Origin of the sequence: Actinosynnema sp. NPDC049800 (assembly GCF_040656635.1) — a bacterium.
Classification (GTDB): Bacteria; Actinomycetota; Actinomycetes; order Mycobacteriales; family Pseudonocardiaceae; genus Actinosynnema.
This window is the reverse complement of the sequence record NZ_JBFAMT010000007.1, coordinates 39,908-65,944: the sequence shown is the minus strand read 5'-3', so window position 1 is coordinate 65,944 and position 26,037 is coordinate 39,908. Positions and strand designations below refer to the sequence as shown.

Below are 26,037 nucleotides of genomic sequence, written 5' to 3'. Positions count from 1 at the left end.
AGTGCTGGAGTTCCGGGTCTTGGGGCCGGTCGAGGCGCACCACGACGGGCAGGAGGTGCCGCTGGACGGGTCGAAACCGCGCACCGTCCTCACGGCGTTGCTGCTCGCCGACAACGGCGCTGTCTCCGACACCCAGATGAGCGATTTCCTGTGGGGCGACCACCCGCCCGCCACGTTCAACGCGCAGATCTACACCTACGTCTCGCGCCTGCGCAAGACGCTGCGCCGGGAGGTCGGCATCACCCGCCGTTCCCGCGGCTACGAGGTGCGGCTCACCGACTGCGCGTTCGACCTGCGGGAGTTCGAGGAGCAGGCGGCGCGGGGCCAGTCCGCGCTCGCCGCCGGCCACTACGAGGAGGCGGCGCGGCTGCTGCGCGCGGCGTTGCGGCTGTGGCGCGGTCCCGCGTTGACGGGGGTGTCGGAGCACCTGGCGGACGCCGAGGCGCCGCGGTTGGAGGAGGCGCGGATCGCCGCGCTGGCCAGCCGCATCGAGGCCGACCTCGCGCTGGGCCGGCACGCCCAGCTGCTGCCCGAGCTGACCAGGCTCGTGCACCAGCACCCGTTGCAGGAGCGGTTCCGCGCCCAGCTCATGACCACGTTCTACCGCTGCGACCGGCAGGCCGACGCGCTCGTGCTGTACGAGGAGGGCCGGCGCATGCTCGCCGACGAGCTGGGCATCGACCCGGGCTCGCTGCTGCGCGAGGTGCACCTGGCGATCCTCACCGCGGACCCCGTGCTGGCGTCGCCGCGCCGGGTGGCGGTGTAGCGCGGGCGGGAGCCGTATAGCCCGCCGCATAGGCCGGATATAGCCCCGAAAAGCAGGGTGGGAACCGGTAGGCAGAAACCCGTGTTCCCGGAGGTGCCCAGTGACCAGTTCGGTGCGGATCGACGCGGACGGCAAGGCGAAGATCAAGGAGATCGTGTCGGAGATCCTCGAGATCGACGCCGCGGAGATGACCGACACGAGCCTTTTCAAGGAGGACCACGACGCCGACTCGCTCGGCGCCATCGAGATCCTCTCGGCGTTGGAGCGCACGTTCGGCGTGGAGATCGACCAGGCCGAGCTGACCCGGATGGTCAACCTCGACGGCGTCATCGCGGTCGTCGCCGAAGCCCAGGCCGCCAAGTAGCCACCTCACCCGTCGAGCGGTCCGGCACCGGACTTGGAGGGCACGATGCACGACGGAGTGCGGCAGCCGCGCCGGGTGGTGATCACGGGTCTCGGCGTGGTCACCAGCATCGGCATCGGCGTCACCGAGTTCCTGGCCGGCCTGCGCGAGGGTCGCAGCGGGATCACGCCGATCACCTCGTTCGACACCACCGGTTTCAGCCACGCCAACGGCGCCGAGGTCACCGACTTCGACCCGGCCGCGTGGCTCACCCGGGTGGACCCCGACGAGCTCGGCCGGGCCGGGCAGTTCTCCGCCGCCGCGGCGCGCATGGCCGTGGGCGACGCGGGCCTCACGGTGGAGGAGCTGCGCGGCAAGCGGGCCCTGGTGTCCGTCGGCACGACCGACGCCGAGTCGCGCGACCTGGACAACCTCGTGGCGCAGCAGCTCGAGCACGGCCCCGAGTCGTGGAGCCCGGTCGTCGCGCGGCGCTCCACGGCCGGTCGCCTGTCGTCCAGCATCGTGCGCGAGCTGGCGTTGACCGACGTGGAGGCGGTGACCATCCCGACCGCGTGCGCGGCGGGCAACTACGCCATCGGCAACGGCTTCGACGCCATCCGCGAGGGCGAGGTGGACGTCGCGCTGGTCGGCGGCGCGGACGCGGTGTGCCGCAAGACGTTCACCGGCTTCTACCGGCTCGGCACGATCGCGCCGGAGGTGTGCGCGCCGTTCGACAAGGACCGCAAGGGCATCCTCACCGGCGAGGGCGGCGGCATCCTGGTGCTGGAGTCGCTGGAGTCCGCGCTGGCCCGCGGCGCCCGGATCTACGCCGAGGTGCTGGGCTACGGCCTCAACTGCGACGCCAACCACCCCGTGGCGCCGGACCGGGACAGCCTGGCCCGGTGCATCGAGCTCGCGCACCGCAACGCGGGCGTCAAGCCCGAGGACGTCGACTTCATCTCCGCGCACGGCACCGGCACCAAGGCCAACGACGTCACCGAGTCCGGCGCGATCCGGCAGGTGTTCGACGCGCCGCCGCCGACCGTGTCGATCAAGTCGATGCTCGGCCACTCGATGGGCGCGGCGTCGGCGCTGGCGTCGGCGGCGTGCGCGCTGGCGATCACCGAGGGCTTCATCCCGCCCACCATCAACCACCGCGAGACCGACCCCGAGGTGGGGCTGGACTGCGTGCCCAACCAGGCGCGGCCGGCCACGCTGAACGTGGTGCAGAACAACGCGCTGGCGTTCGCGGGCAACAACTCGGTGCTGATCCTGGGCCGGTACCGGGACGCGGTCTGATGGTCGAGGTGCTGTTCCTGCACGGCTTGGCGGGCAAGGCGGCGGTGTGGGACGCGCTCGACCTGCCGGTCACCGCCGTCACGCCGGAGCTGCCGTGGCACGGGATGGCCGACCCGGCGTGGAGCCACGAGCCGGACCCCGGTCGGCTCGTGGTCGACGCGGTGTCGGCCGCGCACGACGTCGTGGTGGCGCACTCGTTCGGCGCGAACCTGCTGCTGGAGTGCTACGCCGACGGCCGCGTGCCGCCGCGGCCCACGGTGCTGGTGTGCCCGTTCTACCGGCCGGAGCCCGCGGACTTCGACTGGCCCACGATCTCCTACTACCTCAACGACTTCCACCGCACGTTCACCGAGGCGCTGCGCGTCGGCGAGACCGCCCGCTTCCCCGAGGCCAAGCGCGAGTGGCTGGCCAGGGCGTTGCGCGACCAGGTCGGCCCGTACGGCTGGACGCGGTGGTTCCAGACCTACCTGCGCACCCCGTTCCTGGACCTGTCCCGGGTCGACGCGCCGGTGCTCGTGGTGAGCGGCGTGGACGACATCGCCGCCCGCCCCGACGACGGCCGCGCCCTGGCCAAGGCCCTGCCCCGCGGCCGGTTCGAGCCGCTGGACGGGTGCGGCCACTTCCCGATGATCGAACAACCCGACCGCCTCGCGGCCCTGGTCCGCGACGTCGTCGACGAACACCTGGAGCTGACGTGACCACCACGACCGTCTCGCTGCGGCCCCGCTACGAGGGCTCGAACATCTGCACCTGGATCGGGTTCAAGCACGTCAACTACATGGTCGAGGAAGCGGTGCTGGACCACCTGCGGCAGAGCGGGTTCCCGGCCGGCGCGCTGTACGAGCGGTTCGGGCTGTGCACCGACATCACCGACCTCGACACCAAGATCCTCACCGCGTTCCACATCGACGACCTCGCGCGGGCGACGGTCGAGCGGGTCGACGGCGACGGGCCGCTGCAGGTGGTCGTGGAGCTCACCGTGGAGCGGGACGGCAAGACGGTGAAGGCGGTCAAGTCGAAGGTGTCGGTGTCGTTCCGGCTCGACCCGCACGGCTTCGACGCCGAGCCCGTGCCCGACGAGCTGCGGCCGCACGTGGTCGACGAGATCGGCGCGCCCCGGGCCGCCGTGCTGGACAAGATCGGCGCGGTCGAGCCGGTCGAGGTCGGCGACGCCGACCCGCTGGACCTGCTCACGGCGGGCAAGAACGCGTTCGCCTGGGCGTGGCGGATCCCGTACTTCTACTGCCACTTCACCGAACGCGTGCAGATGTCGGGCTACCTCCGCCAGATGGAGGAGGTGCTGGACCTGTTCGTGCAGGACCGCGGCGCGTCGATCAAGACGCTGCTGGACGAGCAGAACTGGATCCCCGTCGTGCCGAAGTCGCGGATCACCTTCCTCGGCGAGGCGAACATGGAGGAGACGCTCTACACGGTGTTCACCGTGGAGGAGGTCTTCAAGCGCTACACCTTCACCGCCCGGATGGACTGCTACGTGCTGCGCGACGGCGTGCTGGTGCCGACCGCGACCGGTCGCATCACCCACGGCTGGGCCGTGATCGAGAACCGCAAGGACTGGAGCCTGGTCGACTTCGACGACCGCCTCGTCGGCGCCATCACCGGCAAGGCCGGGTCGCTCAGCGGGCGCGGTGCGTCGTGACGGCTTCCCTGGTGGACGGCCTGGTCATCTCGGCGTGGTCGGCGGTGTCCCCGTTCGGGATGGGCGCGGAGGCGTTCACGGGCGGTGTGCGGGCGGGCGTCCCGGCGCTCGCCCCCGCGCCCGGCGGCCCGTTCGAGCAGGCGGCGCTGGTGCCGGACTTCAGCGCGGCCGGCGCGTTGGGCAAGAAGGGCACCCGGACCATGGACCGGGTCACGGCGCTGGCCGTCAGCACGGTCGGCCGGCTGCTGGAGGAGTGCGGCCCGGCGTTGCTGGAGCAGCCCGAACGCGTGGGTGTCGTGCTGGGCACCGGTTCCGGCAGCGTGCAGTCCATCATGGACTTCACGCGTGACGGCCTCACCGGCGAGAAGCCCTACCACGTCGACCCGGCGCTGTTCCCCAACACGGTGATGAACCGCGCGGCCGGGCAGAGCGCCATCTGGCACAAGATCAAGGGTCCCAACACCACCATCGCGGGCGGCGCGCTGACCGGGCTGCTGGCGTTGAGCTACGCGGCACGGCTGCTGCGCGGCGGGCACGCGGACCGGGTGCTGGTCGGCGCCGCCGAGGAGTACTCCGAGCAGCGGGCGTGGCTGGAGTGGCGCGGCAGCGAGGGCACGGCCGGTCCGCTCGGCGAGGGCGGCGCGGTGTTCCTGCTGGAGCGCGAGTCGGCCACGGCCGGGCGGCCGGTGCTGGCCCGCGTCGTGACCACCCGGTTCCGCGGGTTCTTCGAGCCCGGCGGGGCGGCGGAGGCGTTGCGCGAGTGCGTGCGCGCGGCGCTGGCGGAGGCGGCCCTGGACCCGGCGGACGTGGTGCTCGTGTCCACCGACGGCGCCGAGGAGCCCGCCGTGGTGCAGGCGCTGGGCCGCACGCCCGAGTGGTTGCGGTGCGTGCCGCTGGTGGGCGACACGTCGGCGGCGGTGGCGAGCTTCCAGCTCGCGGCGGCGATCGCGGCCGGCCGGTCGGGCGCCGCGCTGGTGACCGGCGTCGAGCGGGACGGCACGGTCGGCTGCGTCGTGCTGGACCTGCCGTGAGCACGGTGCGCGTGGACCCGGCGGACCCCGTGTTCGCCGGGCACTACCCGGGCTTCCCGATCCTGCCGGGGCTGTTCGTGCTCGACCACGTGCGGGCCGCGCTGCCCGGCCACCGCGTGGTCGCGCTGGACCGGGCGAAGTTCGTGCGGCCGGTGTTCCCCGGCGACGAGCTGACCGTCTCGACCGAGCTGACCGCCGAGGAGGACCACGTGCGGTGCGCGGCGAAGGTGTCCACCGGCGCGGGCACGGTGGCGGAGTTCAAGCTGCGGCTGGTGGCGACGTGACGGGCCTGGCCGGCATCCGGCGGATCATCCCGCACCGGTTCCCGGTGCTGCTGGTGGACCGGGTGTCCGAAGTGGACCCCGGCAGCAGCATCGTGACGGTGAAGGCGGTCAGCGGGCGCGAGCCCTGTTACGCCGGCGCCGACGTCGAGGACGCGTACCCGCTGGGGCTGCTGATGGAGTCGTGGGCGCAGTCCGCGGTGCTGCTGACCCGGTGGGAGCACCCGAACCCGGACGTCCGGGCGGACAAGGTCGAGCTGATCAGCGGCATCCGCGACGTCGTCGTGCACGGCGACGTGGTGCCCGGCGACGTGGTGGAGCACCACGTCCGGCTGGTCCGGGAGGTGGCCGACGCGGCGATCCTCGCGGGACACAGCCTGGTGGCCGGGCGCAAGGTGCTGGAGATCGGCTCGTTCACGATGGCACGGCGCAGGGCGGAGGAACTGGCATGAGGCGCGTGGCGCTGGTGACCGGCGGGTCGCGGGGCATCGGGCACCAGGTGGTGGCCCGGCTCGCGCGGGACGGGTTCGACGTGGCGTTCTGCTACCAGTCGAACCGCGACGCCGCCGAGGTGGTGGAGAAGGAGGCGCTCGCCGCGGGCGCGGCCGTGTTCACCGCGCAGGTGGACGTGGCCGAGAAGCGCGAGGTGGACCGGTTCGTCAAGGACGCCGAGCGGTCGTTGGGACCGTTGCACGCGGTGGTGTCGTGCGCGGGGATCGTGCGCGACAACCCGTTGGTGCTGCTGAAGGAGGAGGACTGGCAGCGGGTGCTGCGGGTCAACCTCGACGGCACGTTCCACCTGGCCAAGGCCGCGGTGTTCGCGATGATGAAGCGCAAGGCGGGCTCGGTGGTCACGCTGTCGTCGGTGGCCGGCGTGCACGGCAACGCGACGCAGACGAACTACTCGGCGTCCAAGGCCGGGATCATCGGCTTCAGCAAGGCGTTGGCCAAGGAGGTCGGCAAGTACGGCATCCGGGTCAACGCGGTGGCGCCGGGGTTCATCGAGACCGACATGGTGGCCGGGCTGGGCGAGGACTTCGCGTCCCGGATGGCGGCGCAGATCCCGCTGGGGCGGTTCGGCCGGCCCGAGGAGGTGGCCGACCTGGTGTCGTTCCTGGTGTCGGACCAGGCCTCCTACGTCACGGGCCAGGTGTTCGGCGTCGACGGCGGGTTGGTGATCTGACGTGGCGCGCGAGCCCCGGTTCTACTTCTCGCTGCGCAGCCCGTACTCCTGGCTGGCCTACCACGACCTGCTGCGCGAGTACCGGGACGTGGCGGACGCGATCGAGTGGCGGCCGTTCTGGGAGCCCGACGAGCGCAACGAGCGCGCGTTGGCCGAACGCGGCGAGCACTTCCCGTACGCGGCGATGTCCCGCGCCAAGCACTTCTACATCCTCCAGGACGTGGCCAGGCTCGCCGCGGCGCGCGGGCTGGAGCTGACGTGGCCGGTGGACCGCGACCCGGTGTGGGAGATCCCGCACCTGGGGTACCTGGTGGCGTTGCGCGAAGGGCTCGGGCCGCAGTACATCGCCGCGGCGTACCGGGCGCGGTGGGAGCAGGGGCGTGACATCTGCTCCCGCGAGACGGTCGCCTCGATCGCCGCGGAGCTGGGGCTGGACCCCGCCGAGGTGTCGGGCGCGAGCGAGGACCCGGAGCTGCGGGCGCGCGGGGTCGAGCTGCTGGTGGACATGTGCCGGGACGGCGCGTTCGGCGTGCCGTTCTTCGTGCACCGGTTCACCCGGTTCTGGGGCGTCGACCGGTTGCCCGACTTCGTCGCGCACGTGCGGTCGAAGCTCGCGCCGGCGGCGGCTCTGCCCGCGTCCTCCAGCGCGGTCGGCCTCGGCCGCTCCTCCGACGAGGGGCACGCGGGCGGCTGCGGCTGACGGCGGCGCGGTCGGTGCGCGTCAGCGCCGGCAGGTGAGCACGTCCGGCGGCTCGGTGCCCACGTAGCGCCGCCACTCGTCGGTGCTCAGGTCGCGGCCGGCCGAGGCGCACGCGGCGCGCACCCACTCCTGCTCGGTGAGGTGCCAGCGGGTCAGCTCGCCCTCGGGTTCGGCGGTGAGCAGGTGACTCGCGTCGGTGCCCGGCGCCACCGCCGTCAACCGCGACACCCCCTGGGAGGGGTGGGGGAGCGGGATCGTGCCCAAGGGCTCGCCCGAGCCCAGGTCGGTCAGCACCAGCACGTGGTCGGCGCGGACGCGGGCGGCCACCCGACCGTCGTGGGTGGCGGCCAGGCCGGGCGCCCACCGCCCGGTGGACGGGACCGAGCGGATCACCGCCGCGCCGTCGCGGTCCCACACCTCGACCGCGGTCGCCCGCTCCACCAGCAGGTGCGCGCCGGTGTGGTGGACCGAGGCGGCGGGACCGCCGGCCAGCTCCCGCGTCGTGCCCGCGGCGACGTCGACCAGCACCACACCGGCCGCCCCCGACACCGCCACCTGCCCGCCGTCGGCGCTGACCGAGGCGCGGTCGGCCTGCACGGGCCGGTTGAGCAGCGAGGTGTCGACGCCGGTCTCGATCACGTCCCGCACCTCTCCCGTGGAGCTGTCGAGCACGTGCACCCGACCGTCCTGGTCGACCAGCACCAGCCGGGCGCCGTCGGCCGAGGCGCGGGCGGCCATGAGGTCCTCCAGACCGGGGACGGCGGGCCACTGGTCGAGCAACTCGGCGCCGTCGCGGTCGTAGACGTCCACGGTCCCGCTCGGCGTCGACAGCACGAACAGTCGGGCGCCGTCGGCGCTCCACACCGGCACGGCGCCGTAGTCGTCCACCCTCCCGTCCTCGAACCCGGCGAAGGCGCCGTCGCCGGCACCCACCAGGACTTGCTGCTGCGCGACCAGGGCGATCCGGTCCGGCGCCGTCACCAGCCACGGCGCGCGGCAGGCCCGGCAGGTGATGGGCAGGTCGCCGTGCAAGGGCTCGCCGACGCGGGTGTTGCGGGTCAGGTCCCACAGGACGAGGGCGTCGTCGGTGCCGGACACCAGGTGGTCGGAGTCGCCGACGAACGCGAGCGCGTCGGCCCGGCTGTTGTTGCCCGGCAGCCGCCACCGCCTGCCCTGGTCCGCGCCGGAGGTGTCCAGCACCTGCAGGACACCGGTGTGGCCGACCGCGATCCGGCCGCCGTCCGCGCTGACGGCGAGCGACTCGGGGTCGGGCTCGCCGATCGGCAGCCGGACGTCCGCCGTGTCGTAGTCCGCCGTCGCGACCCCCTCGGTGCGCCACAGCCAGGTCTCGCCTGCCCGCGACCAGCCGAAGTGGCCTCCGTCGGGGGAGTACCCCACGGCGTGCCCGCCGTCGGCGGGCAGCACGGACACCGGGACGGACCGCCGCACGGCCAGGTCGTCCACCGAGCGCAGCTGCCACTCGGTGGCGGCGAGCACCGCGAGCTCGTCCTCGGACCGCAGCGCCACCTTCTCCGGCCAGTTCGACGTCGAGGACTCGGCGGACCGCCCGGTGCGCCGGTCGTGCACGACCAGCCGGGCCTCGTCGTCGCGGGTGTCGCCCGGTTCGAGGCGGTGGGAGAGGAAGGCGACGACCTCGCCGGACGGGGAGATCGCCGCGCTGCCGCGGTTGTGCTCCGCCGGCACCCCGACCTCGGTGACGGCGTCGCGGCCGTCCCAGCGCAACGCGCGCCCCTCGGCGAGCACGGCCACCGCGTCGCCCTCGGCGTCGACCGAGAGGTCGACCACCGGGCGGTCGAGCCCGATCTCGGTCCTGGCGCCGCCGACGAGGTCCCACCGCACCACGCGACCGGTCGCGGTGCCCGCCACGGCGACGCGGCCGTCGCGCGACGCCGCGACCGACGTGACCCGCGACCCCACGTGCAGGTAGCGCTCCAGGTGCGGGCTCGCGGTCAGCACCTGGAACAGCACCGACCTGGTCACCGGCTGCGGGTCGGTCCGGTAGGCCTCCACCGCGAGCAGGTGCGCCAGGTCGAGCCGGGTGTCGACGTTGGCCAGGGCGGCGGACGCCAGGCCTCGCGCGGTCGCGATCCGCGCCTCGGCGCGGGCGTTGTCCCGCTGCACGATTGCCAGCACCGCGCCGACCACCGCCAGCACCGTGAGCAGCGCCAGCGCCACCACCGCGCCGCGCGCCAGCCGCAGGGTCGTGCGGTGCCGCCGGATGTCCTCGCCGACCAGCTCGTCCTTCGGCACCCCGCGCACGGTCGCGGCGACGTCGGCGACGCAGTCGCGGAAGCGGGCGTCGGTCTGGTCGACGTGCTCGGTGTCGTGCAACCACCGCAGGTCCACCCACCGCGGCTCGGTGGCCATCGCGGTCCGCAGCGGGGGCGGCAGCGCCGTCCGCTCGTGGTCGGGGTCCAGTTCGCCGTCGGTCAGCACCAGCAGGATGCGGTCGGCGGACCGGTTGGCCAGCCACCACTCGACCTCGCGGGCCACCCACACCGACCGCGCGGCCTGCACCGAGGCCATCAGCACCAGCCACCGCGAGGAAGCCAGCGCCCGCTCGATCGAACCCCACAGGTCCGGGTCGGCCGACAGGCTCGCGTTGTCCAGGAACACCCGCATCGCGCGCGGCCGGTACCACGGCTTCGCCAGGCGTTGGAGCCCGGCGCGCAGCGCGGGGCCCGCCCGTCCGTCACGCGCGTGGCTGTAGCTGATGAACGCGTCGTACTCCGCCCGGCCCGTCACTTCCACCCCCGCGGTCGTCCACGTCCGATGGTCCGCCCACTGGACAGGAGGAGGTACGCACCAGTGCGGATACCGCCGGGAACGGACGTGCCCGCACGGCGTGGCCTGCCGACGGCCTCGGCCGCCGGCCGGGGAGGTGAAGCGATTAAGCTCCGGCGGTGTGAAGCCGCTGCGCTGGGGTGTCCTCGGGGCCACCGCCCACATCGCCGGTCGGGTGCTGCCCGCGATCCACCGGGCGGCGGGCAACGCCGTGGTGGCGGTGGCCGGCCGGGCGGGGCGGCGGGCGGCGGCGGAGGAGGTGGCGCGGCCCTTCGGTGCCCGCGTGCACGACGGGTACGACGAGCTGCTGGCCGACCCCGACGTCGACGCCGTGTACATCGCGCTGCCCAACACCCTGCACGTGCCGTGGACGTTGCGCTCGCTCGACGCGGGCAAGCACGTGCTGGTCGAGAAGCCGATGGCGCTGTCCGAAGAGGACTGCGTGCGCGTCGAGCGCGCCGCCGCCGACCTCGTGGTCATGGAGGCGTACATGTACCGCTTCCACCCGCAGCAGCGGCGTGCGGCGGAACTGCTGGCCTCGGGCGAGATCGGCGAGCTGCGGGTGGTGCGGTCGGCGTTCGCGTACCCGACCGCGGTCGAGGGCAACATCCGGTTCGACCCGGCGCTGGGCGGCGGCGCGACGTGGGACGTCGGCTGCTACGCGTTCGACGTGCCGCTGTGGGCGTTCGACGCCGAGCCGCGCGCGGTGCGGGCCCGGTTCCACTCGCGGGAGGTCGACCTGAGCGCGGTGGCCACGCTCGACTTCGGCGACGGCCGCTGGGCCGTGCTGGACTACAGCCTCGAGTACGGCCCGCGCGCCGCCTACGAGTTCCAGGGCGCCCGCGGCTCGATCTCCGTGCGCAACGCGTGGACCCGTCCCGACGAGGAAGGGCTGATCACGGTCGTCACGCTCGACGGCGTGCGCGACGAGGTGGTGCCCGCGTCCGACGCCTACGAGCACCAGGCCGCCGCGTTCGCCGAGGCGGTGCGGGAGCGGGTCACGCCGCTGGTGTCGCCCGCGCACTCCGCGCGCACCGCCCGGGTGGGGCAGGCGCTCGTGCGGTCGGCCGCGACCGGCGCCGAGGTGGACCTCCGGCGCCGGCCGTGACCCGTCAGTCCACCGACGCCGCGGCTTGCACGGGAGGGGTCCGCAGCACGTACGCCGTGGACAGCACGGTCGACAGCAGCGTCAGCCCCGTCGCCCCGCCCACCACGACCAGGTAGATCGCGATCGGACCCTCCGGCCAGAACGAGCCGTTCAACGCGATGGCGAACGGCACGAGCGTCACCAGGGACACGATCCCGCCCAGGATGATGCCGCCCAGCGCGATCACCACCGACTCGACGCCGACCATCCGCAGGATCTGCCCGTGCGTGGCGCCGATGAGCCGTTGCAGCGCGAACTCGCGCCGCCGTTCACCGGTCGCGATCACCAGGGTGTTCACCAGCGAGATCACCGTGTACGCCAGGATCATGCCGACCAGCAGGTAGTTCACCCACGCGCCGGTCTGCTCGCCACCGCCGCCCGCCGCCACCGCCTCCTCGCGGCCCGCGACCCGCAGGTCCGGGTGGCGCTCGGTCAACGGCGCCAGCGCCGACTCGGGCCCCTTGACCAGCACCTGCGACGCCGAGCCGCCGGTGGTGTGCGCGACGACCAGCTCCGCGGGCAGCAACGCCGCGTCGAACGAGCCCGTGTGCACGGCCGCGACCTCCAGGTCGACCACCGCGCCGTCGCCGAGCTTCATCCGGACCGGGTCGCCGACCGCGACGCCGAGGTCCTCCGCCCAGCCGGTCGGCAGCGCGACCGAGTCGCCGCGCAGGTCGTCCAACGACCCGGCGGTGACGTCGACGTCCATGGTCCGCGTGACACCGCTCGGCGTCACGCCCAGCACGGTGATCTCGTCGTCGCCGTCCTCGTGGTCGGGGAAGAACGCCTCGGTGTCGACCACGGCCGACGCCGCCTCGACGCCCGGCAGCGCGCGCACCTCGTCCACCACGTCCAGCGGCACGCCGCCGGTCGAGCCGGTCACCACGGCGTCCGCGCGCAGGCTCGCCGCGAACGCGTCCGTCGCCGCGCCCGCCTGCGTGGTCTGGAGGTAGAGCAACGCGGTCGCCAGACCCGTGGCCAGCATGACCGGCGTGATGGCGCTGGCCACGCGCACCCGCCGGGCGCCGGCGTTGAGCACCGCGAGGTACCCGGACATGCCGGACAAGGCCCGCACCGGCCAGTGCAGGACCGCGATCAGCACCTTCGCCGCGGCGGGGGAGAGCAGCGCGATGCCCGACGCCCACAGCATCGCGGTGGGACCGGCCGTGCTCGCCGCCACCGGCCCGGACATGACCACCGCGGTGATGATGCTCAACGCCGTGCCGCCGCCCAGGCACAGCAGCGCGAACACCAGGCGGGGCACGCTGAACCAGCGCGTCTGCAGGCCGGCCGCCGTCAACGCCTCGGTCGGCCGGGCCACCGCCGCGGCCCGTCCGGCGATGAACGCCGCGATCGTGGCGCTGAGCAACGAGATGCCGACGCCGGCCACCACGGGCACCCAGCCCTGGCGGTACGCCATCGCCCGCGGCGCGACGCCCGCGCCGGCCAGCTGCGTCAGCAGCCACTCGCCGAGGTACGCGCTCACCGGCCAGCCCAGCGCGGTCGCCAGCACCGCCACGAACGCCGTCTCGCCGAGCACCAGCCGGCGCAGCTGGCCCGGCGTGGTGCCGATCGCCCGCAGCAGCGCCATCTCGCGGTGCCGCTGCTGCACGGACAGGCCGAGCGTGCCCGCCACCACGAACATCGCGACCATGATCGCCAGGCCGCCGAAGACCGCGGACACCGTGATGATCGTCTCGCCGCCGCCCCGGCTGTCGGAGAACTCGGCGAGCCCGCGTTCGTCGCCCGCGAGCACGACCACGTCCCGGGCGGCGACCGCGGCCGCCAGGCCCTCGCGCACGCCGTCCGCCGTCGCGCCCGGTTCGAGCAGCACGCCGAGCAGGTCGGCCTGGCCGGGTTTCGCGTACCGGCGCCGTGCCTCGTCGTCGGTGAAGAACACGGCCTTGGCCTCGACGGCCGCCCTGGCGACGCCGACCACCCGGTAGTCGACGCTCTCCGAGCCGATCCGCAACGCGACCGTGCCGCCGAGGCCGACGCCGGAGTTCGCGTCCACCACGACCTCGTCGGGTCCTTGCGGGGCGCGGCCCTGCTCCACCGCGTACGGCGCGAGGCGTGCGCCGGACCACGTGTGGCCGGTCGCCTCCTCGCCACCGGGCAGGACCACCGGGAACGCCACGTCGGCCACGACCTCGGCCACACCGTCCACGGCCGCCGCCTTCGCGGCCAGCGAGGCGTCGATCGGGGAGCGCTCCAGGTACGACGGATCGCCGGTGACGACCAGCGGCGCCGCCGCGAGCCGTTGCGCCGGGACGTCGTTGCGGATGCCGGTCTCCATCAGCCCGCCGCACGCCATCACGATCGCCGCGCCCATGAACAGCGCGATGAACGAGGCGGTGAACCCGCCGATGCGGTGGCGCAGCGTGCGCAACGCGAGGCGCAGCATCAGCGCACCCCGTTGGCCAGGTCGCCGGCGGGCTCGTCGGCCCACGCGCCCAGCTGGGTCATGCGCGCGCTGACGGCGTGCGCGGTCGGCGACGTGAGCTCGCCCGCGATCCGGCCGTCGGCGAGGAAGACGACGCGGTCGGCGTGCGCGGCGGCCACCGGGTCGTGCGTCACGATCACCACGGTCTGGCCGCCGTCGCGCACGGTCTGCCGCAGCAGGGCGAGGACTTCGAGCGCGGTGCGGGTGTCGAGCGCGCCGGTCGGCTCGTCGCCGAAGATCACCGCGGGTTCGGTGACGAGCGCGCGGGCGATGGCCACCCGCTGCTGCTGACCGCCGGACAGCTCGCCGGGGCGGTGCCCTCGGCGGTCGGCGAGCCCGACGCGGGCGATGACGTCGTCCACCCGGGAGCGCTTCGGGCGGCGGCCCGCCAGGCGCAGCGGCAGCTGGACGTTCTCCACCACGGACAGCGCGGGCAGCAGGTTGAAGGACTGGAAGACGAAGCCGACGCGCTCGCGGCGCAACCGGGTCAGCTCGCGCTCGCCCAGGCCGGTGATCTCCCGGCCGTCGAGCAGCACGGAGCCCGACGTCGGCCGGTCGAGGCCGGCGGCGCAGTGCAGCGCGGTGCTCTTGCCGGAGCCGGAAGGGCCCATCACCGCGGTGAAGGTGCCGCGCGCGATGCCGAGCGTGACTCCGTCAAGGGCCACTACGCCGTTCCGCTCATTGCCGTAAACCTTGCGGACGGAATGCAGTCGGACGACGTCATCCACGCCTTGAATCGGAGATAGATTCACGTTCTTGCTCCCCATGTGGGACCTATCGGTGTGTGCACGCGCCGCAGACCATACGGACGTGATCACGCGGGTGGCACTGGTGCTGTCCCCCGCGTCGCCCGTGGGGCCGGCAGGTGGGGCCCGTCCCCGCATCGTTGCGGAGACAAGGCGTGACCGACTTTTGAGTAGGTACGTGCCGGGATCGTAGCGACGCTTTCCATAATTTCTGTTGAGAACTCAACGAATAGTGGGCTGTTGCGTGAACTCCTCCGCTCGGGATGGCCCGTGGGGTAGGTTGGAACGGCCGCCCGGCACGAACGAGGTGGGTCCGGGAAATCCCCGAACCCGCCGGAGTTGGTGGACCCCGAGTAACGACGCGAAGGGGTTGGATGCATGCACTTAGAGATACGTCATGCCAGGGTGGTCACCACCCTTGCCGAGGCCGGCAGCATCTCGAAGGCCGCGGCGAAGCTGTCCCTGCCCCAACCGAGCCTCACCGCCCAATTGAGACGGATCGAGAAGGCGGTTGGCGGCGATCTGTTCGTGCGTTCGGCCTTCGGGATTACTCCGACGCCCCTGGGGGAGCGTTTAATCCCGATGCTGGCCGATCTCGCCACCCGGGCCGACGCGGTGGTCGCGGAGGCGTCCTCGCTGTCGTCCGGAATTCTCCGCATCGGCAACGCCGAATGGACCCCGGTGACGCTGCGGCGGGCGTTGCAGTCGTCGCTGCCGTCGGTCGAGGTGCAGACGGTGACGCTGGACCCGGCCCTGGGGGTGGACGCGGTCAGCCGGGGCGAGCTCACCGCGGCGCTCGTGCCCAGCCCAGAGGCGGTGGACGGGGTGCGGGACCTGGATCCCGCGCTGGCCAAGGAGATCATCGTGCGCGAGCCGATCTGGCTGGCGCTGCCGCGCGACCACGCGCTCGCGCGCAGGACTACGGTGAGCCGAAGGCACATGCTGTCGTTGAGCTGGGTGCACCACGTGCCGGGGCACTGGTTCCACGTCGTCGAGGAGCACCTGTTCCGCAAGCTCGACCACCCCACGCCGGAGGTCATGCACTACGCGGGCGGGCACGCCGAGGCGATGAGCTGGGTGCGTGACGCGGGGGCGGCGGCGCTGGCCACGCCGACCGGGTCCACGTCGGACGTGAGCCTGGTGGCGATGACGGAGCCGTTGCGCAGCAGGCTGCTGCTCGTGTGGCGGCCCGGCTCGATCCACCCGAACACGTTGCGGCAGCTGATCGACGCGTTGCGCCGGTACTACTGCGACTACGCCCGCACGATCCCGCGCTACTGGAACTGGATGACCGAGCGGCCGACCGACTTCCCGGAACTGGCCGCGTTCCTGCCCCGCCCGACCCGCTGGTGGCCGCGCGACTCGACCGGCGACCACCACCCGTCCCCACCCTCCCGCACCGCCGCCACCTGACCCCGCGTGTCCCGCACCCGCAACGCGCGTGTCCTACGTTCCCGCACCCCGAGTTGAACGCTCAGAACGGTCGCGTGTGCTGAGCGTTCAACTCGGGTGTCCCGGACGTAGGACACGCGCGTTCTGAACGTTCGACACGCGGTCAGCGGAGTGTCAGCACGGTGTCAGTGGGCCTTGCGAACCTTGAGCCGGCAACGGACCAGGGCGAGCGAGGAGGACGCACATGACGGCGTTGGTGGCGGTCTCGAGTCACCTGCCGGAGACGGTGGCCGTCGCGGACCTCAAGGAGCCGCTCGGCCTCGACGACCAGCAGGTGCGCCGGTTCACCCGCCTCTACGGCCTCGACCGGATCTGCAAGTCGGACCTTTCCGAGGCGCAGCTGCTGATCGCGGCGGCCGAGAAGCTGGACGGGCTGCGCGGCCAGGAGGACCGGGTCCGCTACCTCATCCGCGCCAAGGGCATGCGCACCACCGCGCCCTACCCGGTCAGCCCGGTGCACGAGGTCCGCGAGGCGTTGAACCTGCGGCACGCGCAGACCCTCTCGGTCGCCGACCACGGCTGCGCCACCGGCCTGCTCGCCATGGACGTCGCCGGCACGCTGCTCGCCGCCGACGGCGACCCCGACGCGCTGGCGCTGATCCTGGCCGGCGACAAGACGTTCACCCCGTTCACCCAGTGGGTCCGCGACACGTCGATCATGGGCGAGGGCATGGCCGCGATCCTGGTGGCCGCCGACGGCGACCGCGACCACGTGCGCGGCTACGCCAGCCGCATCCACGGCCGCGACGACGGCGTGATCGACCTGACCCCGGAGATCGCCAAGGACGCCCGTCGCATCTACCAGGACGCGCTGGCCGAGGTCGTCGGCGCGGCCACCGAGGAGGCGGGCATCGGCGTCGCCGACATCGACCTGGTGCTGCCCCACAACGTCAACCGCGTGTCGTGGACGGTCGCGGCGAAGAACCTCGGCCTGCCCAACGACCGGTTCTTCCTGGACAACCTCGGCGCCACCGGCCACTGCTTCTGCGCCGACCCGTTCATCAACTACCAGACGGTGACGGAGCTCGGCCTGCTCAAGCCCGGCGACAAGTACCTGATGACGGCCGCCGGCCTCGGTCAGACCTTCGCCGCGATGGTCCTGGAGCACTGACATGGACGAACCGGACTTCACCCGCAGGCTCAAGACGGCGCTGCTCGGCACGCCGGACGCCTCGCTCGCGTTCCTCGGCAACTTCGAGGTCGAACAGCGGTGGGCGCTCGGCGAGCACACGTTGCCCCGGCTGTCGGCCGAGAGCGGCGCGGCCGTGGTCAACCACATGGACGAGTTCGCGCTCCTGCTGGCCGGCGGCGACGACCACGTCGTGCTCAAGGCCGCCCCCGACCCCGTCTACCTGGCCTACCTGACCGAGCTGGGCATCGACCTGCCCACCGTGCACGTCGTCGCGGACTCCGACCCCCGCCGCACGGTCACCGCCGACGCCCTCGCCGACCCGGCCACCGTCGAGGCGTTGGCCGGCCTGGCCCGGCGTGGCGTCCGGCTGACCGCGCACGGCGTGTCCGACCTCGAAGCCGAGCTGGCCGAGCGCACCGGCATGGCGTTGGCCGCGCCGGACGCCGTCACGTGCAAAGCGGTCAACAGCAAGGTCTACAGCCGGCGTGCGGCCGACGAGCTGGGCCTGCGCCAACCCGCCGGGTGGGCCTGCGAGACCGTGGACGAGCTGCGCGAGGCGTTCGGGCGGGCCCGCGAGCTGGTCGCGGACGGCCGCAAGGTCGTGGTGAAGGAGGCGCTGGGCGTCTCCGGCAAGGGCATCGCGGTGCTGGAGAGCGAACGCCGCATGGACCGCCTGCTCGGGATGGTCGCCAAGCAGGTGGAGAAGACCGGCCGGCCGCGGCTGGGGTTCGTGGTCGAGGAGTGGGTCGCCAAGCGCGCCGACCTCAACTACCAGTTCACCGTGGCCCGCGGCGGCGACGTGCGGTTCGACTTCGTCAAGGAGCTGCACACCGAAGGCGGTGTCCACAAAGGACACCGGATGCCCGCGCGGCTGGCCGCGGGCCAGGTCGCCGAGCTCACCGAGACCGCGCACCGGCTGGGCAAGAAGCTCGCCGCGGACGGCTACTTCGGCGTGGTCGGCGTGGACGCCATGGTCGACCCCGACGACGGCCTCTACCCCGTCGTCGAGATCAACGCCCGCCACAACATGTCCACCTACCAGGCACGCGTGCAGGAGCGGTTCGTCGGCCCCGGGCAGCTCGCGCTGGCGCGGCACTACCCCGTGCGGCTGCGCCGCAGGCTCCCGTTCGCCGAGGTCCGCGAGCTGCTGCGCGGCCTGCTGCTCGACCGGGCCGGCGGCACCGGCCTGCTGGTCAACAACTTCGCCACGGTCAACGCGGGTCACCGCGCCGACTCGGCGTTCGACGGGCGGCTCTACGGCCTGCTCGTCGCGTCGTCGGACGAGGAGCTGCGACGCGTGGACGACGACATCACCGCCCGATTGGAGGCGCGACCGTGAGCGCTGAGTTCGAGGTGCAGGGCATCGGCATCACCGAGATCGCCGAGCGGTACGGCACACCGCTGTACCTGTACGACGGCGAGGAGCTGGAGTCCCGGGTCGACGGGCTGAAGGAGCTGCTGCACCCGCGGCTGGAGTTCTTCTTCTCCCTCAAGTCGAACCCCAACATCGGCGTGCTGTCCGTGCTGCACTCCCGGGGCGCGCGGGCCGAGGTGTCGTCGATGGCCGAGCTGGTCACCGCGCGCCGCGCCGGCGTCGACCCGGCCGACATCATCTTCCTCGGACCGGGCAAGAGCGCCGACGAGCTGGCCGCCTGCCTGGACGAGGGCGTCTACGCGATCGTGTGCGAGTCGTTCGGCGAGCTGGCGCTGATCGAGGAGTTCGCCGCCCTGCGCGGGGTGCGCGCACCGGTCGCGCTGCGGGTCAACCCCAGCTTCTCGGTCAAGGGCTCCGGCCTGACCATGGGCGGCAAGCCGCGCCAGTTCGGCATCGACGAGTCGCAGCTGTTCGCCTCCGACGACCTCGTGGCACGGCACCCGAACGTCCGCTTCATGGGCGTGCAGGTCTACATGGGCACCCGCATCCTGTCCGAGGAGGCGGTCGCCGAGAACACCGAGCGGATCTTCGAGCTGGCCGACCGGCTGGCCGGGCACCTCGGCATGCCGCTGGAGCTGGTCGACATCGGCGGCGGCCTCGGCGTGGCCTACTTCGACGGCGAGCGCGACCTCGACCTCGGCCTGCTCGCCGCCCGCGTCAACCCCGTCGTCGACGCGTTCGCCGACCGGCACCCCGGCACGCGGCTGGTGATGGAGCTCGGCCGCTACCTCACCGCCACGTCCGGCACGTACGTCGTGCGCGTCAGATACGTGAAGGAGTCGATGGGGGAGAAGTTCGCGGTCGCCGACGGCGGCACGAACCACCACATGGCGGCGGTGGGCATCGGGTCGTTCGTCAAGCGGAACTTCCCCATGCGGGTGCTCAACCGGGTCGACGAGCCCGCCACCGAGAGCTGGCACGTCACCGGACCGCTGTGCACGCCCAACGACACCCTCGGCAAGAAGGTCGAGCTGCCGCCCGTGCGGCCCGGCGACCTCGTCGGCGTGCTGCGCTCCGGCGCGTACGGCCCGACCGCCTCGCCGGTGCTGTTCCTCAGCCACGGCTACCCGGCGGAAGTGCTCGTCCACGGCGGGCGCGCGCACCTGGTGCGCACCCGTGACGAGACCGAGGACCTCCTGCGCCACCAACACCTCCCCGACCTCGCCGCCGCCACGGCTCTCACCGAAGGAACCGCATCATGAGCGAATCCACCACCGTCGCCACCCACGAGCGGATCGTCGGCGCCATCACCGCCGTCCTGGCCCAGGTGCTGGACTACGAGCTGCCGGAGCTGACCGAGCAGTCCCGGCTGTTCGACGAGCTCGGCCTCGACTCGACCGGCGTCTTCGAGCTGCTGATGCAGCTGGAGGAGGCGCTGGAGGTCGAGTTCGACACCGACAACCTCGAGATGGCGCACTTCGAGACGGTCCGGTCGCTGGCCGACTTCGTCGCCGCGGAAATGGACCGCTAGCCGTGTACCGGACCTCCGCGCCGACGTTGACGCGGTCGTCGGGCGTGCGGGCGCTGGGGCTCTCGCGGGTCGTGCGGACCCGCGTCGCCCCCGACCGCTCGCTGGACGACGAGTTCTCGTTGCGCCACTTCACCGACCTCACGTCCCTCTACGGGGTCGCCGTGCGGCCGGACGTGCTCGCCTCGCCGGGCACGACGTTCACCGCGCTGACCCGGTCGCTGCACGCCGGGCTGGAGCCGTTGGGACCGGTGGAGCTGGCGATCGTCGCCCACGCCACGCCGGACCTCGACTGCCGGCTGGCCGCGGCGACGTACCTGGCCGAGGCGGTGCCCGGCGCGCCGTTGTCGTTCTCGGTGTCCGACGTGGGCCGGTGCGCGCCGTTCGCGGCGCTGCGGATCGCGTCGGACTACGCGGCGCGGCACGGTTTCTCGCGGGTGCTGGTGGTGATCGCCGACCAGGCGACGTTGCCCTACGACGTGGGCGCGCACGACCGGCCCGCGGGTGACGCCGGGGTGGCGTTGCTGCTGGAGCCCGGCGGTGCGCCGTTGTCGCTGGTGCACACGCCCGGGGTCGCGGTCGCCGACCTGCCGGACGCCCTGGCCGCCGGGCTGGCGTCGGTGGTGGGTCCGGACGAGCGGGTGGCCGTGGTCGCGGGCGCCGGGATCGACCCGGAGCTGGTGCGGCGCGGCGGGACGGTGCGGTCCGCGGCGGCCGGGTACCCGTGCACGTCGTTGTGGGAGGGGTTGGCCGGTTCGCTCGGCCGGGTGGTGCTCGTCGAGCACGACCCGGTGACCGGTGACCTGGGTCTGGCCGCGGTGGGGGAGGTCCGGTGACGACGTCCGTGCGGTGGGGCGCCGCTGTGCTGTCGCGCTGCCACCTGGTGGCGCGGGAGGAGGGGCTGGCGCCCGCGTTGACGGTGCTGGGTTCGCTCGTGGCGCCGGGTTCGCTGCCGTGCGGCCCGGGTGGGCACGCGGTCGTGTCGCAGGAGGTCGCGGCGTCGGCGGACCGGGTGTGGGCGGACGGTGTCCTGGTGGACCGGGTTGGACTGGACGAGTCCACTGTGGATACGATCGACCTGCCAGGCGGGGCGGTGGTGCTGCTGCGGATGGCGGGTACACGATCGGGTGAAGATGGCCCGAAAATGTACGGAAACGGTGTTCTCGATCCTCGGTTGAGAGCAGCGGACCCCGAGACCGACCCCGGCACGTCCGACCCCGGCACGTCAGACCAGCGAGCCGCCTGGGCGCTGGGCCTGGTGTGGCTGAGGCTGGGGCTGTCGGAGGCGTTGCGCGAGACGTGCATGCGCTACCTGAACGGGAGGCGCACCGGCAACACCACGCTGCTCCAGCAGCAGATGGTGAAGTCGACCGTCGCCGACGGGCTGATCGAGCACCTGGAGGTGCGCGCGGTCCTGACGGGCGTGGACGCGGGCGAGCTGCCCGGCGTGATCCTGGCCCACCTGCACGCCAGGATCACCGCGGCGGACCGGTGGCTGGTGAACCTGCTCGGCGCGAGCGGGTACCTGGTCGGCGGCCCGGGTCAGGTGGCGCACCTGTCGGAGCTGCTGGCGGAGGCCTACGTGCCCGCCCCGACCACCGACCCCGCATCGGACTCGCACGACCACACCCCGTCGGCCGCGCGCACCACGCCCAGGCCCACACCGGCCCCGGCCCCGGCCGCGCGCGCCACGCACGACGACGCGTCGGCCGCGCGCACGGCGAACGCCGCCCCCGCCGCGCGTGCCGCAGACGGCTCGACCGGTGCCGGCGACGGTGCCGCGGCCGGTTCGGTTGATGCGGGAACCGGCGCGGTTGGCGCGGGTGGCCCGGTCGGTGGCGCCGATGGTGTCGCGGACGGGTTGGCCGGTGCGGGATCTGCGGCCCATGGGATCGACGGCTCGATCGGCGCCGGCAACGGCGTTCCGGCCGGTTTCGGCGGTGCGGGATCCGTTGGCGCGGGTGGGGCGGGTGGCGCGCCGGCGGGTGCGGGCGGTGCCCGTGGCATCGGCGGCGTCGGTGGCGTGCGGTCCGTGGGTGTCGAGTCGTGAGCGCGTTGGACGCGCGGCTCGTTGCGTTGCGCGACCAGGTGCGCGAGTGGGGGGCGGACTTCCGCCGCCTCGGGCTCGCGTTGGACCGCGATCCGGAGCTCATCCGCGCCCACTTCGACCTCCCGGCGGTCCGCTACCTGTCGACCATGGGCATCCCGCCGGAGTACGGGAACGTCCCCATCCCCATCGCGGGCAACCGGTTCTACGGCACGCTCGCCCTCGAACGCGCGATCATCATGGAGGAGCTGGCCTGCGCGGACGTCGGCATGCTGGTCGCCTCGCCCGGCCCGCTGCTGGCCGGCGTGCTGGTCGACCTGCTCGCCGACGCCGAGCAGAAGGAGTGGTTCTACGGCCGGATGCTCGCCGAGCCGCTGTGGACGTTCTTCGCGCTCACCGAGCCGGACCGCGGGTCCGACGCGGGCGGGTTGACGTCGACGTTGACCCCGGTCGACGGGGGTGGCGTGCTCTCCGGCGAGAAGCGGTACGTCGGCAACGCCTGCCGGGCGCAGCTCGGGGTCGTGTTCGCGCGCGTCGGCTCCGGCCCGCTCGGCATCAACGCGGTCCTGGTGGAGACGCCGACGCCCGGGTTCTCGGCGACCGCGCTGGAGACCATCGGCCTGCGCGGCGCGCGGATCAGCGCGATCACGCTGGACGACGTGCACGTGCCCGCGTCCCGCTTCGTCGGACGGCACCTCTCGCCGTCACGGCGCGGCATGTGGGCGTTCGTGCAGACGTTCAACCTGCTCCGGCCGGGCGTGGCGGCGATCGCGCTCGGCATCGCGCGGGCGGCGCACGAGTACGTGGCCGAGCACCGCACGACGCTGCGCCGCGACGAGCGCGACCGGCTCGACGAGCTGGGCCGCCGGATCACGGCGGCCCGCGCGCTCGTGCACCTGGCCGCCCGCGCGGTCGACGCCCGGACGTCCGACGGCTACCTCGCGTCGGCGGCCAAGGCCCGCGCGTCGCAGCTCGCGCTCGACGCCACCCGCGCGGCCTGCGAGTTCTTCGGCGTCGGCGCGCGCTTCGACCACCCGCAGCTGGACAAGCTGGTCCGCGACGCGCGCGGCCTGGAGTTCATCGAGGGCACGTCGAACATGCAGAAGCTGAACCTGTTCCAGGGCCTGTTCACCGGGAAGCTGGACCGGGACGACCCGTTCCGGGTGGGCGTCGGCTCACCGCGCTGAACCCGGCCAGCCACCGCGCCACCCCGGCCGCGGACCGCAGCCGGACCCACGGCACCCCGGCCCGCGCCAACCGGCCGGGGTACTCGGCGAGGTGCCGGCGGCGGGCCCGCACCGCCCAGACGAGCACCGAGTTCCGGCCGACCAGGAAACCCGGCCGTTCCCGGTTGCCGTTCCACAGCACGGTCCGGCGCACGATCCGGGCCGTGCTGCGGCGCACCAACCGCGGCAAGGCGACCCACAGCGGCAGGTCCAACCACACGATCAGGTCGGCCCGGTGCCACAGCACGTCGGCGGTCAGGGCGGCGAGGTTGCCGTCGACCACCCAGGCGGGCCCCGCGGTGGCCGCCGCCAGCCGCTCCCGGAACTCGTCGTCCGGCGGCGTCGTCCAGTCCGGGCCGTGCTGGATCGCGTCCAGCTCGACGTGCGGGGCGTCGACCACGCGGGCCACCTCGCGCGCCAACGTCGACTTGCCCGCCCCGCTCACGCCGAGCACCACGATCCGCCGCACGGTCATGCCCCCCAGCCTCCCAGGGAACGGCCGGCGACGGGTGGTCAGCCCGCCGGCACCAGGGCGAGCAGCCCGTACGCGTACCCGGAGATCCGGGTGACGCCGATCCCGCTCACCCGGTCCACCCGCAGCGGCACGTTCGACGTGCGCGGTTCGCCCCGACCCAGCTGGTAGTTCAGGTTGTCGCCCCACGCCCACAGCGAGCCGTCCGAGGTGAGCGCGTAGCCGTTGTGCGCCTCGCCCAGCGCGATGGCCACCGCGCCGGTCAGCCCGGACACCGCCACCGGCGAGCGGACGTGCTCGGTGCTCGTCGAGCCGTTGCCGATCTGCCCGTGCGCGTTGCTGCCCCACGCGAAGACGGTCCCGTCGGCCTTGAGGGCGTAGCGGTTGTCGACGCCACCCTTGACCTCCACGACGTCGGTCAGCCCCGGCACCTGGACGGCCACCGGGCTCGGCGCGGTGTCCGTCGAGCCGTTGCCCAGCAGGCCGAAGTGGTTGGTGCCCCACGTCCACGCCGTGCCGTCCGCCTTGAGCGCGAAGCCCTCGTCGGCCACGGCGACCGCGTCGGTCATGCCGACGACCCGCACCGGCACGTTGGACTGGCACGTGCCCGGCACGGCCTTGTCGCACAGCACGCCGTGACCCAGCCTGCCCCAGGTGTTGTCGCCCCACGACCACACGGTGCCGTCGGACTTGACGGCGTAGCCGTTGTTGTAGCCGGAGGCGATGGCGACCACGCCCGTCAGCCCCGCGACCCGGACCGGGGTGGTCAGGTAGTCCACCTCGTGGTCGACGCCGTCACCGAGCTGGCCGTAGGCGGTGCGCCCCCACGACCACACGGTGCCGTCCGACCCCAGCGCCAGCCCGTTGCCGCGACCGGCCGCGATCGCGGTGATCCCGGACAGCCCGCTCATCCGCTGGGGCCGATCCGCGAGCAGGCCCGGCACCGCCTCGCTGTGACCCCACACCCACACGGTGCCGTCCGCGCGCAGCGCCATGTTCTCCGAGGCGCCGCCCGCGACGGCGACGACGTCGCCGAAGCCGGGGATCGCACCCGGCAGGGAGCGGTAGCCGCTCGTGCCGTCGCCGAACTGGCCGTTCACGCCCGCGCCCCACACGAACACGCAGCCGGCGTTGCCCACGCAGGTGTCCGTGAAGTACCCGGTGACGTCACCGAGCAGGTGGACGGCGCCGGACTCGCCCCGGTTCACCATGCCGAGCCGCTGCCAGGTGTCGAGCTCGCCGAACACCTGCGTCGTCGCGGTCCGCGCGGCGTCCGCGTAGAGGGTGCGCGTCGTGGCGCCGCCCACGTTCTGGGACATGCTGATCCGCGCCGTGCCGGTGCCCTGGGTGGCGGTCAGGTTGAACACCACGCCGGTGACCGGCAGCGTCGCGATCACCTCCGACGAGAGGTACCGGCCCGCGGCCAGCGCTCCGGCGGCGCCGTCCCGCACGCCTTGGCCGGTGGTCGTGTCGAACAGGCGGCGCGGCGTGACCGGGACGAACTCCCCGGCGGCGTCGGCGCCGTAGTAGCCCACGAGCTGGCCGATCACGCGGATCGTGCCCGCCTCGTTGAACAAGTCGATCCTGCGGTCCGCGCCGACCGCCACGACGGCCAGGTTGGACACGGTGCGCCGGGCCGCCACGGTCACGACCGACGTGCCCGGCCGCGCGGAGCCCGCCCGCCACGCGGTGACCGAGGTCGGCGCGGTCGCCTGCCCGGCGGTGAGGGCGACGGCCACCGCGGTCACGCCCGCCGGCACGCGGGACGAGACGTCGACGGTCCTCGTGGCCGCCGCGCCGACCGCGATGTCGAACAGCTCCGCCGACGCCGTGGGGCGGTACTTGGCGCCGCCGCCGGTGGCGTAGTAGCCGGTCAGGTCGGCGACGAGGTCCAGGGCGCCCGCGTCGGCGCGCAGGTCGACCCTGCGGTCGGGCCCCAGCTGGACGGTGACCGAGCCGGCCTTGTTCTCCCCGGCGTGCAGGCTCACGGCCGCGGCGCCCGGACGGGCCGAGCCGGCCTGGTGGGCGGTGACGGTGGTCGCCGCGGCGGCGGCGAACCCGGTCACGTTGAGCAGGACGGCGGTCGCCGTGGCCGGCACCCGGTCGGACAGGTCCACCGTCACGGTCCCGCCCGCGCCGACCCGACCGGCCGGCGCCCCGACGCCCGCGCGGGTGTCGAGCACCCGGACCGGCGCGACGGCGGTGTACCTCGACAACGCGGGCGCGGAGGCCGCGGCCGGCTCCGCCACCGCGCCGGTGGGCAGGGCGACCGCGTGCGCCGCCGACGGCAGCAGGACGGCGAGCACCGCGAGAACCGGTCTGATCACGACTTCCCCCCGAAGAACCACGATGGTCGGCAGAGCGTAGGAACCCGGGTCGAGCACGCACAAGTCGGCTGACAGGT

General features: G+C 73.5%; 24 protein-coding genes. 19 read left to right on the top strand and 5 right to left on the bottom strand.

The features are described 5' to 3' along the window. The first annotated feature begins 1 nt into the window (after position 1). The 10 genes from AB0I91_RS11345 to AB0I91_RS11300 all read left to right on the top strand — a co-directional run bounded on the left by AB0I91_RS11345 (position 2) and on the right by AB0I91_RS11300 (position 7,260). Positions 2-766 (top strand): AfsR/SARP family transcriptional regulator, encoded by a 765-nt coding sequence (locus AB0I91_RS11345; RefSeq protein WP_498775945.1) that lies wholly within the window; start codon positions 2-4, stop codon positions 764-766. A gap of 100 nt (positions 767-866) precedes the next feature. Beyond that, complete coding sequence (locus AB0I91_RS11340; RefSeq protein ID WP_498775948.1) at positions 867-1,130, top strand: acyl carrier protein; 264 nt, start codon at positions 867-869, stop codon at positions 1,128-1,130. Between the two features lie 45 nt (positions 1,131-1,175). Beyond that, a complete protein-coding gene (locus AB0I91_RS11335; RefSeq protein ID WP_498775952.1) occupies positions 1,176-2,408 on the top strand; it encodes a beta-ketoacyl-[acyl-carrier-protein] synthase family protein in 1,233 nt (410 codons plus the stop codon). Continuing rightward, entirely contained in the window at positions 2,408-3,106 is a 699-nt protein-coding gene (locus AB0I91_RS11330; protein ID WP_499636589.1) for an alpha/beta fold hydrolase, read from the top strand. The genes AB0I91_RS11335 and AB0I91_RS11330 overlap by 1 nt, the downstream gene beginning before the upstream one ends. After that, positions 3,103-4,065: an acyl-CoA thioesterase family protein gene (locus AB0I91_RS11325; protein WP_498775957.1), complete on the top strand. Its 963-nt coding sequence runs from the start codon at positions 3,103-3,105 to the stop codon at positions 4,063-4,065. The genes AB0I91_RS11330 and AB0I91_RS11325 overlap by 4 nt, the downstream gene beginning before the upstream one ends. After that, a complete protein-coding gene (locus AB0I91_RS11320) occupies positions 4,062-5,096 on the top strand; it encodes a beta-ketoacyl synthase N-terminal-like domain-containing protein (protein WP_498775959.1) in 1,035 nt (344 codons plus the stop codon). The genes AB0I91_RS11325 and AB0I91_RS11320 overlap by 4 nt, the downstream gene beginning before the upstream one ends. Further along, positions 5,093-5,380: an ApeI family dehydratase gene (locus tag AB0I91_RS11315; protein WP_498775964.1), complete on the top strand. Its 288-nt coding sequence runs from the start codon at positions 5,093-5,095 to the stop codon at positions 5,378-5,380. Before AB0I91_RS11320 ends, AB0I91_RS11315 begins: the two co-directional genes overlap by 4 nt. Continuing rightward, positions 5,377-5,829, top strand: coding sequence for a 3-hydroxyacyl-ACP dehydratase FabZ family protein (locus AB0I91_RS11310; RefSeq protein ID WP_498775967.1), 453 nt, complete (start codon positions 5,377-5,379; stop codon positions 5,827-5,829). Before AB0I91_RS11315 ends, AB0I91_RS11310 begins: the two co-directional genes overlap by 4 nt. After that, the gene (gene fabG / locus AB0I91_RS11305; protein WP_498775969.1) at positions 5,826-6,560 is read left to right on the top strand and encodes a 3-oxoacyl-[acyl-carrier-protein] reductase; all 735 of its coding nucleotides are present in this window, start codon (positions 5,826-5,828) and stop codon (positions 6,558-6,560) included. The genes AB0I91_RS11310 and fabG overlap by 4 nt, the downstream gene beginning before the upstream one ends. A 1-nt stretch (position 6,561) precedes the next feature. Next, entirely contained in the window at positions 6,562-7,260 is a 699-nt protein-coding gene (locus tag AB0I91_RS11300; RefSeq protein ID WP_499612688.1) for a 2-hydroxychromene-2-carboxylate isomerase, read from the top strand. A gap of 21 nt (positions 7,261-7,281) precedes the next feature. Here AB0I91_RS11300 and AB0I91_RS11295 read toward each other — a convergent pair whose 3' ends face one another. Then, a complete protein-coding gene (locus tag AB0I91_RS11295) occupies positions 7,282-10,032 on the bottom strand; it encodes a hypothetical protein (protein ID WP_499636586.1) in 2,751 nt (916 codons plus the stop codon). A gap of 154 nt (positions 10,033-10,186) precedes the next feature. On the opposite strand from AB0I91_RS11295, the gene AB0I91_RS11290 reads away from it, so the two are divergent. Then, positions 10,187-11,173, top strand: a complete 987-nt coding sequence (locus AB0I91_RS11290) for a Gfo/Idh/MocA family protein (protein ID WP_498775975.1) — start codon at positions 10,187-10,189, stop codon at positions 11,171-11,173. A gap of 4 nt (positions 11,174-11,177) precedes the next feature. Here the strand turns inward: AB0I91_RS11290 and AB0I91_RS11285 are convergent, their stop codons facing one another. Further along, positions 11,178-13,616 (bottom strand): FtsX-like permease family protein, encoded by a 2,439-nt coding sequence (locus tag AB0I91_RS11285; protein WP_499636584.1) that lies wholly within the window; start codon positions 13,614-13,616, stop codon positions 11,178-11,180. Beyond that, the gene (locus AB0I91_RS11280) at positions 13,616-14,422 is read right to left on the bottom strand and encodes an ABC transporter ATP-binding protein (protein WP_498775979.1); all 807 of its coding nucleotides are present in this window, start codon (positions 14,420-14,422) and stop codon (positions 13,616-13,618) included. Before AB0I91_RS11280 ends, AB0I91_RS11285 begins: the two co-directional genes overlap by 1 nt. Positions 14,423-14,779: 357 nt before the next feature. On the opposite strand from AB0I91_RS11280, the gene AB0I91_RS11275 reads away from it, so the two are divergent. The 8 genes from AB0I91_RS11275 (at position 14,780) to AB0I91_RS11240 (ending at position 23,122) form a co-directional block, all read left to right on the top strand. Continuing rightward, on the top strand, positions 14,780-15,814 hold the full coding sequence (locus AB0I91_RS11275; protein WP_498775981.1) for a LysR family transcriptional regulator: 1,035 nt from the start codon (positions 14,780-14,782) through the stop codon (positions 15,812-15,814). A gap of 223 nt (positions 15,815-16,037) precedes the next feature. Continuing rightward, a complete protein-coding gene (locus tag AB0I91_RS11270; protein WP_498775983.1) occupies positions 16,038-16,964 on the top strand; it encodes a 3-oxoacyl-[acyl-carrier-protein] synthase III C-terminal domain-containing protein in 927 nt (308 codons plus the stop codon). 1 nt (position 16,965) lies between these two features. Continuing rightward, positions 16,966-18,324 carry a preATP grasp domain-containing protein gene (locus tag AB0I91_RS11265; protein WP_499636582.1) on the top strand — a complete coding sequence of 453 codons (1,359 nt, stop codon included), beginning with the start codon at positions 16,966-16,968 and terminating at the stop codon, positions 18,322-18,324. Beyond that, entirely contained in the window at positions 18,321-19,622 is a 1,302-nt protein-coding gene (locus tag AB0I91_RS11260) for a type III PLP-dependent enzyme (protein WP_498775989.1), read from the top strand. The genes AB0I91_RS11265 and AB0I91_RS11260 overlap by 4 nt, the downstream gene beginning before the upstream one ends. Next, entirely contained in the window at positions 19,619-19,891 is a 273-nt protein-coding gene (locus tag AB0I91_RS11255; protein ID WP_498775991.1) for an acyl carrier protein, read from the top strand. The genes AB0I91_RS11260 and AB0I91_RS11255 overlap by 4 nt, the downstream gene beginning before the upstream one ends. Before the next feature lie 2 nt (positions 19,892-19,893). Then, on the top strand, positions 19,894-20,724 hold the full coding sequence (locus tag AB0I91_RS11250; protein WP_498775993.1) for a hypothetical protein: 831 nt from the start codon (positions 19,894-19,896) through the stop codon (positions 20,722-20,724). After that, a complete protein-coding gene (locus AB0I91_RS11245) occupies positions 20,721-21,938 on the top strand; it encodes a hypothetical protein (RefSeq protein WP_499636580.1) in 1,218 nt (405 codons plus the stop codon). Before AB0I91_RS11250 ends, AB0I91_RS11245 begins: the two co-directional genes overlap by 4 nt. After that, positions 21,935-23,122, top strand: coding sequence for an acyl-CoA dehydrogenase family protein (locus tag AB0I91_RS11240; protein ID WP_498775997.1), 1,188 nt, complete (start codon positions 21,935-21,937; stop codon positions 23,120-23,122). The genes AB0I91_RS11245 and AB0I91_RS11240 overlap by 4 nt, the downstream gene beginning before the upstream one ends. On the opposite strand, the gene AB0I91_RS11235 is transcribed toward AB0I91_RS11240, so the two are convergent. Beyond that, on the bottom strand, positions 23,064-23,636 hold the full coding sequence (locus tag AB0I91_RS11235; protein WP_499612674.1) for a P-loop NTPase family protein: 573 nt from the start codon (positions 23,634-23,636) through the stop codon (positions 23,064-23,066). The two genes, AB0I91_RS11240 and AB0I91_RS11235, sit on opposite strands and share 59 nt — an antisense overlap. Before the next feature lie 38 nt (positions 23,637-23,674). Further along, a complete protein-coding gene (locus AB0I91_RS11230; protein ID WP_499636578.1) occupies positions 23,675-25,960 on the bottom strand; it encodes an RCC1 domain-containing protein in 2,286 nt (761 codons plus the stop codon). Positions 25,961-26,037: the final 77 nt, after the last annotated feature.

Bases quoted from the DNA above. Each gene is read 5' to 3' on its own strand.
- AB0I91_RS11285 (WP_499636584.1), bottom strand. From the start codon at position 13,616: ATGCTGCGCCTCGCGTTGCGCACGCTGCGCCACCGCATCGGCGGGTTC.
- fabG (WP_498775969.1), top strand. From the start codon at position 5,826: ATGAGGCGCGTGGCGCTGGTGACCGGCGGGTCGCGGGGCATCGGGCAC.
- AB0I91_RS11335 (WP_498775952.1), top strand. From the start codon at position 1,176: ATGCACGACGGAGTGCGGCAGCCGCGCCGGGTGGTGATCACGGGTCTC.
- AB0I91_RS11270 (WP_498775983.1), top strand. From the start codon at position 16,038: ATGACGGCGTTGGTGGCGGTCTCGAGTCACCTGCCGGAGACGGTGGCC.
- AB0I91_RS11265 (WP_499636582.1), top strand. From the start codon at position 16,966: ATGGACGAACCGGACTTCACCCGCAGGCTCAAGACGGCGCTGCTCGGC.
- AB0I91_RS11235 (WP_499612674.1), bottom strand. From the start codon at position 23,636: ATGACCGTGCGGCGGATCGTGGTGCTCGGCGTGAGCGGGGCGGGCAAG.
- AB0I91_RS11255 (WP_498775991.1), top strand. From the start codon at position 19,619: ATGAGCGAATCCACCACCGTCGCCACCCACGAGCGGATCGTCGGCGCC.
- AB0I91_RS11275 (WP_498775981.1), top strand. From the start codon at position 14,780: ATGCACTTAGAGATACGTCATGCCAGGGTGGTCACCACCCTTGCCGAG.
- AB0I91_RS11280 (WP_498775979.1), bottom strand. From the start codon at position 14,422: ATGGGGAGCAAGAACGTGAATCTATCTCCGATTCAAGGCGTGGATGAC.
- AB0I91_RS11330 (WP_499636589.1), top strand. From the start codon at position 2,408: ATGGTCGAGGTGCTGTTCCTGCACGGCTTGGCGGGCAAGGCGGCGGTG.